13 protein-coding genes are annotated in these 13,964 nt (G+C 63.9%); 2 read left to right on the top strand and 11 right to left on the bottom strand.

Annotated elements, in window-relative coordinates; genetic code table 11:
- Nucleotides 1-28 precede the first annotated feature (28 nt).
- A complete protein-coding gene (locus JL11_RS00345) occupies nt 29-919 on the top strand; it encodes a SphA family protein (RefSeq protein ID WP_082382542.1) in 891 nt (296 codons plus the stop codon).
- A gap of 173 nt (nt 920-1,092) precedes the next feature.
- Here the strand turns inward: JL11_RS00345 and JL11_RS00340 are convergent, their stop codons facing one another.
- From JL11_RS00340 to JL11_RS00290, 11 genes are all read right to left on the bottom strand, one after another.
- Complete coding sequence (locus JL11_RS00340; RefSeq protein WP_054763926.1) at nt 1,093-2,166, bottom strand: patatin-like phospholipase family protein; 1,074 nt, start codon at nt 2,164-2,166, stop codon at nt 1,093-1,095.
- Nucleotides 2,167-2,255: 89 nt separating this feature from the next.
- Nucleotides 2,256-3,539 (bottom strand): polyhydroxyalkanoate depolymerase, encoded by a 1,284-nt coding sequence (gene phaZ, locus JL11_RS00335; protein ID WP_054763925.1) that lies wholly within the window; start codon nt 3,537-3,539, stop codon nt 2,256-2,258.
- Nucleotides 3,540-3,550: 11 nt separating this feature from the next.
- Nucleotides 3,551-4,648, bottom strand: a complete 1,098-nt coding sequence (locus JL11_RS00330; protein ID WP_054763924.1) for an acetate/propionate family kinase — start codon at nt 4,646-4,648, stop codon at nt 3,551-3,553.
- Complete coding sequence (locus JL11_RS00325) at nt 4,645-5,568, bottom strand: bifunctional enoyl-CoA hydratase/phosphate acetyltransferase (RefSeq protein WP_054763923.1); 924 nt, start codon at nt 5,566-5,568, stop codon at nt 4,645-4,647. Before JL11_RS00325 ends, JL11_RS00330 begins: the two co-directional genes overlap by 4 nt.
- Nucleotides 5,555-7,018: an efflux transporter outer membrane subunit gene (locus JL11_RS00320; protein ID WP_082382540.1), complete on the bottom strand. Its 1,464-nt coding sequence runs from the start codon at nt 7,016-7,018 to the stop codon at nt 5,555-5,557. Before JL11_RS00320 ends, JL11_RS00325 begins: the two co-directional genes overlap by 14 nt.
- On the bottom strand, nt 7,015-8,130 hold the full coding sequence (locus JL11_RS00315; protein ID WP_054763921.1) for an ABC transporter permease: 1,116 nt from the start codon (nt 8,128-8,130) through the stop codon (nt 7,015-7,017). Before JL11_RS00315 ends, JL11_RS00320 begins: the two co-directional genes overlap by 4 nt.
- Complete coding sequence (locus JL11_RS00310; protein WP_054763920.1) at nt 8,130-9,287, bottom strand: ABC transporter permease; 1,158 nt, start codon at nt 9,285-9,287, stop codon at nt 8,130-8,132. Before JL11_RS00310 ends, JL11_RS00315 begins: the two co-directional genes overlap by 1 nt.
- Complete coding sequence (locus JL11_RS00305) at nt 9,284-11,047, bottom strand: ATP-binding cassette domain-containing protein (protein WP_054763919.1); 1,764 nt, start codon at nt 11,045-11,047, stop codon at nt 9,284-9,286. The genes JL11_RS00310 and JL11_RS00305 overlap by 4 nt, the downstream gene beginning before the upstream one ends.
- Nucleotides 11,044-12,069 carry an efflux RND transporter periplasmic adaptor subunit gene (locus JL11_RS00300; protein WP_082382539.1) on the bottom strand — a complete coding sequence of 342 codons (1,026 nt, stop codon included), beginning with the start codon at nt 12,067-12,069 and terminating at the stop codon, nt 11,044-11,046. Before JL11_RS00300 ends, JL11_RS00305 begins: the two co-directional genes overlap by 4 nt.
- 1 nt (nt 12,070) lies before the next feature.
- Entirely contained in the window at nt 12,071-12,451 is a 381-nt protein-coding gene (locus JL11_RS00295) for a DoxX family protein (protein WP_054763918.1), read from the bottom strand.
- A complete protein-coding gene (locus JL11_RS00290; RefSeq protein WP_054763917.1) occupies nt 12,448-13,131 on the bottom strand; it encodes a CerR family C-terminal domain-containing protein in 684 nt (227 codons plus the stop codon). Before JL11_RS00290 ends, JL11_RS00295 begins: the two co-directional genes overlap by 4 nt.
- A gap of 126 nt (nt 13,132-13,257) precedes the next feature.
- Here JL11_RS00290 and JL11_RS00285 point away from each other — a divergent pair, with 126 nt between their 5' ends.
- A complete protein-coding gene (locus JL11_RS00285) occupies nt 13,258-13,953 on the top strand; it encodes a CerR family C-terminal domain-containing protein (protein WP_054763916.1) in 696 nt (231 codons plus the stop codon).
- Nucleotides 13,954-13,964: the final 11 nt, after the last annotated feature.

Here is a 13,964-nt window from a genome sequence, read left to right as displayed (position 1 = left end):
CAATGCCGCAATCAGAGGGGACGTTAAAATGATGCGTAGTGTCATCAGCGGAGCTATTCTGTTGGCCGCGGGTTATCCGGTCTCGGCCTTGGCCGAAGAAAACGGTGGCTTTATTTATCCGATTGGTGCGGACACGGTCGCGCCGGGCATCCTGCCGCCGCGAGCAGGCAACTATTTCTTCCACTATACGGCGCTCTATAACGCCGATCAGACCAATGACCGAAATGGCGACCCGAGAGCCATTCCCAACTACGATCTCAGCATCACGGGTAATGCGGAGCGCTGGTTAAGAGTCTGGGATCAGAAGATCGCAGGGGGATCGCTGGTGACACAGGTCATCGTGCCGTGGGCGACCGTCGATGTAACGGCGGGGCCTGTCGCCGATGAGAGAACGACCTTGGGCGATGTCAGTGTGGGTGCCTTCGTGGCTTGGCATTCACCGAAATGGCACGCGTGGGTTGGGCCCAACATCTATTTTCCGACGGGGGCCTATGATGCGGACCGCGCGGCCAATGTTGGCAGGAACTATGTCGCGGCGTCCCTCCAAGGCGGGGTCAGTCATTTCGTGACCGACAAGATCGACGTGGGGGTCAAGGGCTATATTGGGGTCAATGCAGAGAACCCCGACACCAACTACACGTCCGGTGCTGCTGCGGTCCTCGAGTATTCCGCCGCCTATCGCATCAATCCGACCTGGCGGGTCGGCATCAATGGCTACTACTATGATCAGTTTACGGACGACAAGATCGATGGGCAAGCCGTTCCGGGCGGCAATCAGGGCCGGACGTTCGCGGTCGGTCCGATGGTTCAGTACAATCGAGGACGGTTCACGGGCGTCATCAAATATCAGGGTGAAACCTTTGCCGAAAACCGTGCTCAAGGCGGTCGTCTCTGGTTTCAGGCCTTTGTCCCATTTTGATAACTAGGTGATAACGAGTCCAGTCGCGATCGGCCTATCTATACAATCAATATCGCACACTCGAAGTTAGCGCCTCCATGCCGGCGGGGTACATAGTTAGTGTACCGCGCGGGATTAGCGTCTACGACCTGAGCACGTTTTTTACCTGGGTAGTTTTTCTCACACCCGAAAATTCATTCATCCGGCTCGTGTAGCCCCGATTGGCAAGTGTGGGCTCGACCAGCAGCTTGGCCCAAGTCAAAAAGTCGCATCATGTACTGGCGATCAAACAGCTCGTGCGGCGCACTGTCGAAGGCTGGATCAATGGCTTCGATGCATAGGTTTACGTTTGAACCTTCGGCGAACGCCCGATAGCCTCCTATCGCGCGCCGATCGCTTGCCCCGATCACCGTTTCAAGCGCCCGTTCTATAATCGTGAACGCACTTGGCGCTACCGTCACATAACGCGGCGCCAGAACGCCGTTATAGAGCAGGGTCATCCTTGCGCGGTGAACTACCAGGACATCTGTACCGGTACCTGCGGATAGGAGCGCATCCGGTAGGACGAAAACGCTGCTGGTGGTTCCCCCATCGACGTGCATTTCCGTGAATGGCTCAGCGCCGCTATGCACCGCCAACTCGACCGGAGGAAACACGCCCGGGATGCTGGCGGACGCGAGCAATATACTCCGGATGAGCTCGACCTTGTCAGCAGCGCGACTGGCGGCGATTTCGCCAACGTCCCAGACGACGCCGCGCTGAGCATCGAGGTTGGTTGTCAGGACCAGCAGACGACGGCCCGCGCGGTGCTGAACAGCGATACGGTCCACGATGTCCGCAGTCACATGGCGAGCGATCAGCCGACGAAGCGGCTGGGTGCTGGCAAAGCTCGGGCCTCCCAAGGCGCCCCGGACGGGGGTTCGACGAAAGATGTCGTTCGCGTCGATGCCGGTGTAGAGCGCACGAAGGGTCGCGTCTTCATCCGAGCCAAGAAACGCAAATGGCGCAATCAAAGCTCCGGTGCTGACCCCCGTCACGAGCGCGAAGGTTGGTCGTGAGCCGCGTGCGCTCCAGCCATTGAGATAGCCTGCGGCGAAAGCGCCTTTATCCGAGCCGCTCGATATCGCGAGCATCTCGAACGACTGGTCCCCTTCTGCCGGCCTATCTGCCAGCCAGCGCTGTCGCCAGTTCAACCACGCGGCCGGCGAAGCATCTGCCCAAAAGCGGATCGTCTCGGTATAGCCAGGCACTACGGCGACTGCCTGCATGCCTGCGGTTGCCGGCAGCCGCGAGGGTGTCGCACAGCCGCCGAGCGTTGCCGCGACCAATGCGACCGCGACTGAGGCTTGCGCGGCCCTCAATCCATCTTCTCGTGGAAGGCACAGAGCTCCGGCACGATCTGGCTGCGGAACTTCGAGCCGCTGAACAGACCATAATGACCCGTCTCTTCCAGGACCAGATGGCGTTTGCTCGACTCCGGAAGCTTGGTCGTCAGCTCGAGCAGGGCGCGCGTTTGGCCCAGGCCGGTGATGTCATCCCGACCGCCCTCGATCGCCAAAATCGGGGTCTTCTCGATAGAGTCCAAAGAGACAGGCGTGCCCCGAAATGCGAACGTCCCGTTTGCGAGCGCGTTTTGCTTGAAAACTCGATGGACCGTCTGGAGGTAGAACTCGGCAGTGAGATCCATCGTGCTGAGGAACTCCCAGTAGAAGCTGTCGATCTTATCGGCAGCCTCGTAGTCGCCGTCGGCGAAATGATCGATAGCGGCGCGCGCGGACTTTTGATGGCGTTCCGGGTTCATGGCGACGAACGCCGTCAACTGCAGATACCCTGGATACACAGCACGGTGTGCTCCCGGAAACCGCGCCGGGACGGTGGTGATGAGCGTGTCGGCGAACCAGCCGTCGTCATGGCCTGCAGCGAGCTGATTCACCTGGGTCGGCGAGCGCGACACGTCGATGGGCGAGCCCATGACGGTGAGGCTCGCCGGCGGCACGCCATCGCCGATCGATCCGCCTTCGAGGAGCGCCACCGTTGCGGCAGCCGGCACGCCCGCTTGGCAGACAGCCACGAGATGGGTGGTGGGACCAAGCTGTCGGACGAAGGCGACAAGATAATTGATGTAGTCGTCGAGGTCGAAGCCACCCTCGTGCATAGGCACCTCGCGAGCATCCGCCCAATCGGTGATGAACACGGTGTAGGCGGGTAGGAGATCTCGAACGGTCTCCCTGAGCAGCGTCGCATAATGCCCTGCCATCGGTGCGACGAGCAGCACATGTGGGGCCTCCTGGCGGTTTGCGACGTCGAAGCGCAGCAGTCGACAGAAAGGACGCTGGACAATGACCTCCTCGTTCACCGTGTGTTCGACGCCGTCGATTTGAACGTTGTCGATGCCGAAAACGGGTTTGCTGTAGGGCTCGGTCAGACGGCGGAGGAGCGACAAAGAGGCTGACTGTGTGCGTCGAAGTGTCAGAGCAGGCGGTTCAAACCCCAGCGCCTGCGCTGCGGCAATCCAGGGCGGCTTCACGTTGCGATCGTCGAGCGCACGCGCCATTGCACCGAGTTGTGTGGACGGAAGACGCCAGGCCTGCCGCCATCCATCGACCCAGTCATAGCTGTTCATGAAGTTAGGGTAGGCCATATCCGCAATCCCTATTTTTGAGGTTCTCTCGCTTGACGTCCGATCAGCGTCTGGGCGGCCTGCGCGAGCACCAATTCCTCGTCCGTTCGCAGACGGATCAGCTCGAATGACGGAAGGTGATGGAGCCGTGCGGCGACTGCATCGCCGATCGCGATGTCGTTGCTGCCGACGCCACCCGTAAATACCAAGGCCTGCATTCCGCCGAGCGAGACGCCGAGCGCTGCCGCCGCCTCGGCGATCCGCAGCACCCAATAGTCGACGGCGAATGCCGCCGCCTCGGTATCGGTCGCGCGGATCGTCCTGAGGTCTCCGTCGGTGCCGGATAGCGAGGCGAGACCGCTTTTATGGTAAAGAAGGTCTTCCACCACTTCGACGCCGGCGTCCTTGACGAGGTCGAGGATGACACCGGGATCGATCGCGCCGCTCCGGGTCTTCATCGGTACGCCATCCAGTGCGGTCATCCCCATCGTTGTGGCGACGCTCCGTCCATGGTCAAGCGCGCACAGGCTCGAACCGCCGCCGAGATGGGCAACGACGACGCGTTGGAGCTCCGGCCGTTCGGCGGACAAACGAGCCGCGATCGACTGGTACGAGAGGCCGTGGAAGCCGTATCGGCGGTAACCAAGCTTTCGCAAGCCCTCGTAGAGCGGCAGCTCATAGTTGAGAGGTGATATGGACGCGTGAAATGCGGTGTCGAAGCAGCCAATTTGGGGGGTGTCTGGCTGTGCGATGCCAAGCGACTGCGCGATATCGAGCGCCGGTCCTTGATGCTGGGGAGCGTACCGGGTGAGATCGCGCAGACGGCAGATCTTCACGTCGTCGAGTATTGTGGGCTCGCTGAAGTCGGCACCGCCGTGAACGATCCTGTGGGCGACGACAGCAATCTCGACGCTCGGAATGTCGATCGCGGCCTGATCGAGGATCCTCGAGGCCACTTCCTCCAGCCCACCATTGACTGTTTCACCAGGCCCTCCGATGTCCAATCGCCAGCCGTCGCGCTCGGCGGTCGCCTGGCTGCTCCAGAGCACTTGCGTCGGCGCGTCCAGCAGGCGAAGGCTGGCTTTGAGGCTGGTGGAGCCTGCGTTGAGGGTCAGGATGGCGGGCGTCACATTGCCCCTCCTGTTCTGCTCGCGAGCACGGCCAGGGCGCAGGACATAAGGCGCGACCGCGCTCCGTCCGCACGGCTGGTGAGCGCGATGGGCAGGCGAGCCCCGACAACGATTCCGGCGGACTGAGCGTCACCGAGGAAGGTCAGCTGCTTGGCCAGCATGTTGCCGGCCTCCAGATTAGGGACGAGCAAGATGTCGGGGTCCCCGGCCACGGCCGAGAGGATGCCCTTCTCTTGCGCCGCCGCCGCAGAGATCGCGTTATCGAATGCGAGTGGGCCGTCGACGAGGCAGCGACCGAGTTGTCCGCGCTCGGCCATCTTGGCGAGGGCGGCAGCGTCGACGGTCGCCACCATATCGGGGGAAACCGTTTCGACGGCGGCCAGGGCCGCGAGCTTGGGAGGATCGCCACCGAGTTCGAGGGAGCCGAACAAGTCGATCGCGTTGCGAGCGATATCGGCTTTCTGCGCGAGGGTCGGCGCGATGTTGATGGCGCCGTCCGTCACCATGAACAGCTTGTGATAGTCGGGATCGTCGAAGATGAAGACGTGGCTGAGGCGCCGAGCGCTGCGAACCTTCGGATTGGCGAGGACGGCATGCAGCAACTCGTCGGTATGGAGGGCCCCCTTCATCAGGGCTTGCACCTGGCCCTCTGCCGCCAATAAGCAGGCGCGTTCGGCGGCTTCGTGGCTATGCTCGGTCGGGACTGTCGCCCAGCCGTTCAGATCGATGCCAGCTTCCTCTGCGGCGACATTGATCTTCCTCTCGGGTCCAACGAGAACCGGCTCGATCAGACCCGCGTCGCGTGCCTCCGCCGCGGCACGCAGGACGACTTCCGTGGTGGGGTGGACGATCGCCATCCTGATCGCGCCGCGACCGCGCGCGCGCTCCAGCAGCGTATCGAAACGCTCACCGGCCGGCATTGGGTCGATCCGAGGCTGTATAGGCAGCGAGGTCGGTCGCCGTCTGCCACCCCCCGCCGAGGGCCTTGTCCACGCTGACGGCGTCGGCGATCACGGTCGCCTCCGCCTGTGCCAGCCGGTCTTCGATCGCCGAGACCTGACGCTGTACGTCCAGGACGTCGGTGAGCCCGGTTTCGCCGGCCTGATAGCGAAGCCTGGCAAGTTCGAGGGTGCGCGTCAGTCGATCCAGGGCGGCGCGGAGGCGCTCGGCCCGGTTGCGGTCCTCCCTGTATCGCAAGAGCGCGGTTTCCACGTCGGAGAGGGCGCGCATGATCGTGGCGTTGTAGGTCGCCAGTTTCTCATCCAACACCGCCTGCTGGCGACGCACCACCGCACGCCGACGCCCGCCGTCCAGGATGGGGAGAGAAAAACCCGGGGCCAGCGACCCGTACCGACTGGCGCTGTCGACCAGGTCGCCGAGGCTGAGTGCTTCCAAACCCAGACCGCCGGTGATCGAGAAGCTGGGATAGAGGTCGGCAGTCGCAACGCCGACATCGGCGGTCGCAGCCGCCAGTTCGCGCTCGGCGCGACGAATATCGGGCCGCCGCCGCAGCAGGTCGGAAGGTAGGGCTGCAGGCAGGTCCGGCGCCCGAAGGGTCGCTTGCGGGGCATCGGACACGATCGCCTCGGCCGTCCCAGGTTGCGCGCCCAAGAGCACGTCGATCCGATAAAGCGCAGCTTTGCGATCGGCCAGAAGCGGTGGGATCGCAGCTTCGCTCTCGGCCACCTGACTTTCGGTCCGATCGACTTCCGATTGAGCCTCTTCACCCGCCGTGACCAGACGTTGGGTGAGGTCCGCCGTCTGCCGCGATGCCGAAAGCGTTTCGTTGGCCACAGTGATGCGGCGCTCGGCCGCGCGGAAATCCGCATAGGCGCGGGCGACGTCGCCCGCGACCCGGACCAGGGTGTCGTTGCGGGCTTCGGCTTCAGAGCCCAATCTCGCCTCGGCCGCCTCGACCTGTCGGCGGTTTCGGCCGAACAGATCCAACTCCCAACTGGCGTCGAATCCGCTTCGATAGACCGTGTAGTCCAAATCCGGTGTGACCAGATCGGTCGGGATATTGGCCAACTGCTCACCGTTCTCGCTCAACCGGCGGAGCGTCGTCGTGCCCTGTGCGTCGAGCTGCGGCGATCGCCCGCCCCGCGCTTCGTCGGTGCGGGCCCGCGCCTGGCGGATACGCGCTTCGGCCACCGCGACATCGGGATTGGCCGCCAGCGCGCGGTCGACCAAGGTCACCAAGGTCGGGTCGCCATAGCCGGTCCACCAGCGGTCGAGCGCCTCACCCTGCCCGGTCGGGGCTTCGCGAAAGGCGGCCGGGATCGCGGGCGTCGGCGCGCGGAAATCAGGTCCGACCGTGCAGGCCCCGAGCATGAGCGCCGGCAAAGCGGCGGTTACGAACCTCCTGGTCATGCGGTCCTTCTCCGAAAGATGACGTATGCGGTCCCGAGCGTTCCGACGGCGATCACCGCGATCGGCCAGAGGCTGGGCCAGATCTCGACGAACCCGCTCCCCTTCAGGAACACGCCCTTCACGATCACGATGAAATGCCGAAGCGGATCTATCCAGCTGACCCACTGCAACCACAGCGGCATGTTCGCGACCGGGGCGATGAACCCCGACAGGAGGATCGCGGGCATCATGAAGGTGAAGACGCCGAGAAAGGCCTGCTGCTGCGTCTCCGAGATCGCGGAGATGAACAGCCCGAAGCCGCAGAGCGCTAGGGCGTAGAGCAACATCCCGGTGTAGAGGACGATCAAGGACCCGGTGAACGGCACTTTGAACACGACGACCGCGACGACGACGATGATCGTCGCCTGCAGGAGGCCGATCATCACTGCCGGGACCGTCTTGCCCAGCATGATGAGCGCCGGCGAGAGCGGCGAGACGAGGACTTGGTCGAGCGTGCCCTGTTCGCGTTCGCGCGCGACGGAGAGCGCCGTCGTGATCAGGGCACCGATGGTCGTCATCACCGCCACCAGGCTGGTGACGACCGACCATTTGCCCTCGAGATTGGGATTGTACCAGTTGCGGGTCACCACCTCGGCAGACCCCAGTGTTCCGCTGGGGCGAGATGAGCCCGACAGCTCAGCACCGTAGCCGCGGACGATCTGGTCGACGTAACCTTGGGCGAGCTGCGCGCTGTTCGACCGGCGCCCGTCTCCGATGACCTGGACCGACGCCGCATCGCCCCGCGCGAGGTCGCGTGAGAAGGACGGAAGGAAGCGGACCGCGAGCAGCACTTGCTGCCGGTTGACGGCGTCGCGGAGTTCGCCGTCGCTGGTCAGAATGCGCACCTCGCCGAACGCCTCCGCAGCGGCGATGCGCTGCACGATCTCGGTCGAGGCCTTGCCGCCGTCTTGGTTGAGGATCCCGATCGACGCGTCCCGAACGTCGAGCGTTGCGGCGAACGGAAAAAGCATGACCTGCAGCATGACCGGCATGATCAACAGCCGAAGAGCCGCCGGGTCTCGCGCGAGCGCCTGAAGCTCCTTGACGATGAGGGTGCGAAGCCGGTTCCACATCAGTCGAGGGTCCGCTTTGTCTTAAGTGCAGTGAGGCCCAGAAAGATTGCGGCGATCAGCGCCAGAGCCATCGCATTCAGCCAATAGAGTTGGCCGGCGTAATCCGACTGGAACAAGGTCTGGAGAATGGTCACGAAATAGCGGCCCGGGAGGATCGACGCGATGATCTGCACCGGCTGGGGCATGCTGCCGATCTCATAGACGAAGCCCGAGAGCATCATGACCGGCAGGAAGGCGGCGTTGAGCGCGGCCTGAGCAGCGTTGAACTGGGTGCGGATCGCCGTCGACAGCAACAGCCCAAGCCCCAATGCCGTGCCCAAAAACAGCGCGGTCGCCAGGAACAGCAACAGAAGCGAGCCCCGGAAGGGCACGTCCATGACGACGGTGGCGAGGACGACGCAGATCGCCATGGAGACCATGCCCAGCCCGAAATAGGGAATGATCTTCGTCAGAAGCAGTTCGGTGCGGGTGATCGGGGTGGACAGCAGCGCCTCCATCGTGCCGCGCTCCCATTCCCGGGCGACGACGAGCGAGGTCAGCAGCGCCCCGACCACGGTCATCACGACCGCGATCGAGCCTGGGACGAGCGAGTCGCGGCTGATCGTCGACGGATTGAACCAGTAGCGGGCGACGGTCGAAACGCCCGCCTCCTGAGATGTGGCCTCGCGGCTTCCCCGCTGCGCGCGCCATACCGAAACCGCGCCCGACACATAGGCGCTGACGAAGGCGGCGGTGTTCGGATCGGTCCCATCGGTGATCGCCTGCACCTCGCCCCGCCCACCGCGTTCGACGGCCCGCGAGAAGCCATCCGGCACGACGATGAAGCCCCCGACCTCGCCCCGGTCGAGCAAGCGGGCAGCGGTTTCGCGGTCGCCGTTATAGGTCACGCTGAGATAGGGCGATCCCGCGATCGCAGCGGCGACGTCCTGCGCCGGCGAGCCAGAGTCCTCGATGACGACGGCGACCCGCGTCGTGCCTGTGTCGAGGTTCAGCCCGTAGCCGAACAGGAACAGCATGATGAGCGGCATGAGTCCCGCGATCAGGATGCTCGACGGATCACGCAGCGTTTGGATGGTCTCCTTGCGCACCAGCGCCCACAGCCGTCGGCCGGACAGCTGGCCCGTTTTTGGACGAGGGCTCTGGGTCTCGCCGGTCATGCCGCTTGTCTCTCGTCGTCGGCGCGATCGGCGCGCTCGACGAGTTCGATGAAGGCGTCCTCCATCGAAGGGTCGTCATCGTCTTCGGTGGCAGCCTCGGCGCGAAGGTCGTCCGGCGCGCCGCTCGCGATCAGCTTGCCGCGGTAGATCAGGCCGATACGATCGCAATACTCGGCCTCGTCCATGAAATGGGTCGTGACCATCACGGTCACCCCCTTCTCGACGACCCCGTTGATGTGGGTCCAGAACTCGCGGCGGGTGAGCGGATCGACGCCCGAGGTCGGCTCGTCGAGGAACAATATGGCTGGGTCATGCATGATCGCGCAGGCGAGCGCGAGGCGCTGCTTGAAGCCGAGCGGCAGCGCGTCGGGCGACATGGCGAGATAGGGTTTGAGCGCGAAGGCGTCGATCATCGCGTCGATCCGTTCGCGTCGGTCGCCGCCGTCGAGCCCGTAAATGCCCGCGAAGAACTCCATGTTCTGGCGGACCGAGAGCGTGCCGTAGAGCGAGAACTTCTGCGCCATATAACCCAACCGCTGGCGCGCATCGCCCGGCGACCGCTTGAGGCTGTAGCCAAGGACATTGGCGTCCCCGCTGCTGGGCACGAGAAGCCCGCAGAGCATCTTGAACGTCGTCGATTTCCCCGCACCGTTTGGGCCGAGCAGGCCGTAGATCTCGCCACGTTTGACATCGAAGCTGACGTCGTCGGTGGCCGCAAAGTCGCCGAAGCGCTTCGTAAGGTGTTTGGCCTCGATCACGACTTCGCCGGCGGCTTCTTCCCTTTGACCGGCATCCTGCAGCAGCTTCGCCACGACGGACTCGCCGCCGGGACCGCCACCCAGAAGATCGATCACCGCGTCCTCGAGCCGGGGCTTGACCTCTTCCAGCGTCGCGCCGTCGCCCGCCTCGGCCTCAGCCAGATCGAGGAGGTCGTTCCTGTCCTTGAGGACCACCCGGACCGCGCGGCCCTGGATGACCCCGTCCTGGACCTTGTCGGACTTGAGCGCATGTTTGAGCACCTGGCGCCGATTGCCTGTGATGTTGCGGATCAGCCGGCTGCGTCCCTGCATGCGCTCGGCCAATTCGTCGGGACTGCCGCAGTAGAGCGGCTTGCCGTGGTCGAGCAGGATAACTTCGGGACAACGTTCGGCCTCGTCGAGATAGGCGGTCGACCAGATGATGGTCTTGCCTTCCCCGGCCAGGTCGCCGACCATCTTCCACAGCTCGCGTCGCGAGATCGGGTCGACGCCGACGGACGGTTCGTCCAGGAGCAGCACCTGCGGATCGCCCAGCAACGTGCAGGCGAGGCCGAGTTTCTGCTTCATGCCGCCCGAAAGCTTGCCCGCACGGCGCTCGGTGAAACGCTTCAGGTCGGTGAACTCCAGCATCCGCTCGAACATGTCGGCGCGCTTGGCCGGGTCGACGCCGCGGAGATCCGAGTAGAGCGTCAAATTCTCCAGGACGGTGAGGTCCTCGTAGAGGCCGAAACGCTGGGGCATGTATCCAAGTTGTTGGCGCAGCGCGTCGCCCTGGGAGGCCGGTTCGAGGTCGTTGACAGTGAGCTTGCCCCTCGTAGGGGTGAGCAGGCCCGCGATCATCCTGATCAGCGTGGTCTTGCCCGCGCCATCGGGGCCGACCAGCCCGGTGATGATGCCGGTCTTGATGCTGGCCGAAAGGTCATCGATGGCCACCACCTCGTCGTTCTTGCCGAAGCAGCGGAAGAGATTTTCGAAGACGATGGCGTTCTGGAGATCGGTCATCGGGCCTGGTCTCTGACCGGACCGCCGTCGTCGGCGAACTGGACGGTGATGGGCATGCCCTGGCGCAGGCGCGAATCCGGGTTCAGTACAATGACGCGCGCGCGATAGACGAGATCGGTCCGCAGTTCCGGGGTTTCGACGGACTTGGGCGTGAATTCCGCGGTCGGGGACACATAGCCGACACGGCCTCTGTAGATCTTGTCGGGCGCGGCGTCGGTGGTGATGTTGACCATGGCCCCCGGCGCGACGAGCCCCAGGTTGGCGGCATCGACGAAGATGCGGGCCCAGACCGGCTGGGCGATGGCTTGGGTGAAGGCGGTCGTACCCGCCGAAACATTCGCACCGTTTTCAATCGCACGGGTGAGGATCGTTCCATCCGACGGCGCCAGAAGCACCGTGTCCTGAACCCGAATACGAATGCGCTCGGCAGCCGCCTGCGCCCGGTCGACGTTGCTCGCGGCTTGCTGGATCTCCTGGCGTCGGGTGCCGGCTCGCTGTTCGGAAAGCGCTTGTTGGGCGCCGCGCAGCTGCGCCGCCGCCTCATCGCGGCGGCTGACGGCATCTAGCCAGCTTCTCTCCGCGATTGCGCCGGTGCCCCGCAGCGTCGTCAAGCGGTCGACGTCACCTTGCGCATTCGTGAGCGAAGCGCGCCGCTCCGCAACCGTCGCTTCAGCCTGGGCGATGTCCTCCCGGCGACTGCCCTCGCGGAGGAGATCGAGTTGCGCGCGCTGTGCGGCGGTATTGGCTTCTGCTTCGGCCAGATCGGCCTGAAGCGGCTCGGCGTCGAGCTTGGCGACCACTTGGCCGGCGCGCACCGTATCGCCTTCGTCCACCAGTACCTCGATGACCCGGCCGTCGACGCGGAACGACAGATCGACCTCGCGGATGTCGATATTGCCGTAGAGCTCCAAAGGCTCGTCGCCGTCGCCCCAGGGGCGCACGATCAAGAGTGTCGCGCCGACGACGAGCAGGACTGCGGCAATGACGGCGATTGCGAGGGTGCGACGGCTGGGACGCGGCATGTCAGTCCTTCTTCAATAGGTAGCGGTGTGAAGCCCGTATCGGCATGCCCGCGATCCCAACTGTCAGTGCAAGGAGAAACAGAGCGGGAAGCGGGGTCCTGCCGATGACCCAAAGATTTACGATGGTCGCCCCCAAAGACACGCAAGCGAGCATTACTGCTCCGGGAACGGCTGTGCGGCGGCTGATCAGCATGGCGGCGCCGAACAGTTCGACGCCGGCAGTGAAATAGCGGAACCACTGGCCCCACCCGATTGTCTCGAAGAGACCGACCATACTTTCGATACCGACCAGCTTGAGCACACCGGCGGTGCCGAACAGCAAGGCCGCCGCAGCGCGCGCGATGCGCCAGCCGGTCCGATGAACTCGAGCGGCTCCGGTCATCGTGCCGCCTGCCGTCCAAAGGGCCTATCGGTCGCGGGGCGTCGATCTTTCCCTAAACTCTCGGTGATCGCGTCGAGGTGGGCGAGCGCGACATGTTCGATCACCCCCAGCGCGCCGTCGTCGAGCCGCTGCCATGCGGCAGCTCTAAGTGCAGCGGCGTGTCCCATTCGGAAAATCAGGACTTGTCCCAACAGCGCGACCGACCGCACCCTCGCTTCTTGGGCGGAGAGACCATGATCCGAGACGATCATGAGCAGGTCTTGCAACCTTCCGAGCACTGGATTCATGATATTGCTGAACAATATCTCGAACGCTTCGGTCGGCCCCGCTTGCTCGCGCGCGACAAACCGCGAGAAGGAAGCGTAGCGCTCGTCGAGCATCACGCGCAGCAAGGTGGACATGAGACGACGAAGCTCTAGGCGCGCGTCGTCGGAAGTTGTCAGCAGACTCTCTTGATCACCTCGGATGGCGAAGCGCACCTGCGGTCCAAGAATGTCTGCGATATGCTGGGCCGCGGCGAGATACAGCCGTTCCTTGCTTCCGAAGTGATAGGTGATCGACGACATCGGCGTCTGGGCTAGCGCCGCTATCTCCCGGGTGCTGACTGAGTCGACGCCGCACATGCCGAATCGATCAATCGCGACAGTCAACAGGGCGAACCGGGTCTCAGCGTCAGCCATGAACCTCTATTCATTCATTCGAACGAGTGAGTCAACTCCCCTCGACGATGGCGGTGAACCCCGCCAAGACCGAGTGAGAGCCATTCGGAACCGAACCTGGCGCCATTCATTCGAGTGAGTAGCACTATGGGCAAAACTGAGACGACCAAGGGGCACAACCCCGATGAGACGCGGAGGCGTTTGGTGGAAGCGGGTCTGGACCTGTTCGGACGTGGAGGGCTCGATGCCGTATCGACGCGTCAACTTGCCGACGCCGCCGGTGTCAATCTCAACGCCATTCAATATCATTTCGGCGGCAAGGAAGAAGTCTATCTGGCTGTCGCCAGTCATATCGTCGAGTCGACGGGTGCCGCCATCCGGGCGGCCGCCGAGGCAATCGCTGCAGACGCAGACAATCTGAAGCCCGACGAAGCGGCTTGGCGCGTCGGTAAGATATTGAGTTCGGTCGTCGGGGTGATCTTCGGCACACCGGACGCGTCAACACGCGGTGCATTCATGTTGCGCGAGCAAATGCAGCCGGGTCGCGCCTTCGATCTGATCTACGAAGGCTATGTCGAGGCCGTGCACCGGGCAATTTCTGCTCTCTGCGCCCGAGCACGAGGGCTGGAGGCGGATGACCCGGAGGCCATCATCCAAGCCCATGCGATGTTCGGCCAAGCGCTCGCCTTTGGCGTGGCGCGTGACACCCTGGCGCGTCGGCTAGGGCGCGCGCAGCTGGGGATTGAAGATCTCTCCGTCATTGGTCCCATTCTCGAGGGCAGCGCGAGACGCGCCCTGATCGGCGACGGCGATGGTCCCACCAGAGCGGCCACGTCAACCTAACGACGCCTGCT

It is taken from the genome of Brevundimonas sp. DS20, assembly GCF_001310255.1.
Classification (GTDB): domain Bacteria; phylum Pseudomonadota; class Alphaproteobacteria; order Caulobacterales; family Caulobacteraceae; genus Brevundimonas; species Brevundimonas aurantiaca.
This window is presented reverse-complemented; position numbering and strand designations above follow the sequence as displayed.

Coding starts and splice junctions, on each gene's coding strand:
- JL11_RS00340 (WP_054763926.1), bottom strand. CDS start 2,166: ATGCAGGCAGTCGCCGTAGTGCCTGGCTATACCGAGACGATCCGCTTT.
- JL11_RS00285 (WP_054763916.1), top strand. CDS start 13,258: ATGGGCAAAACTGAGACGACCAAGGGGCACAACCCCGATGAGACGCGG.
- JL11_RS00325 (WP_054763923.1), bottom strand. CDS start 5,568: ATGCCGGCCGGTGAGCGTTTCGATACGCTGCTGGAGCGCGCGCGCGGT.
- JL11_RS00290 (WP_054763917.1), bottom strand. CDS start 13,131: ATGGCTGACGCTGAGACCCGGTTCGCCCTGTTGACTGTCGCGATTGAT.
- phaZ (WP_054763925.1), bottom strand. CDS start 3,539: ATGGCCTACCCTAACTTCATGAACAGCTATGACTGGGTCGATGGATGG.
- JL11_RS00345 (WP_082382542.1), top strand. CDS start 29: ATGATGCGTAGTGTCATCAGCGGAGCTATTCTGTTGGCCGCGGGTTAT.
- JL11_RS00315 (WP_054763921.1), bottom strand. CDS start 8,130: ATGTGGAACCGGCTTCGCACCCTCATCGTCAAGGAGCTTCAGGCGCTC.
- JL11_RS00295 (WP_054763918.1), bottom strand. CDS start 12,451: ATGACCGGAGCCGCTCGAGTTCATCGGACCGGCTGGCGCATCGCGCGC.
- JL11_RS00320 (WP_082382540.1), bottom strand. CDS start 7,018: ATGACCAGGAGGTTCGTAACCGCCGCTTTGCCGGCGCTCATGCTCGGG.
- JL11_RS00300 (WP_082382539.1), bottom strand. CDS start 12,069: ATGCCGCGTCCCAGCCGTCGCACCCTCGCAATCGCCGTCATTGCCGCA.
- JL11_RS00310 (WP_054763920.1), bottom strand. CDS start 9,287: ATGACCGGCGAGACCCAGAGCCCTCGTCCAAAAACGGGCCAGCTGTCC.
- JL11_RS00305 (WP_054763919.1), bottom strand. CDS start 11,047: ATGACCGATCTCCAGAACGCCATCGTCTTCGAAAATCTCTTCCGCTGC.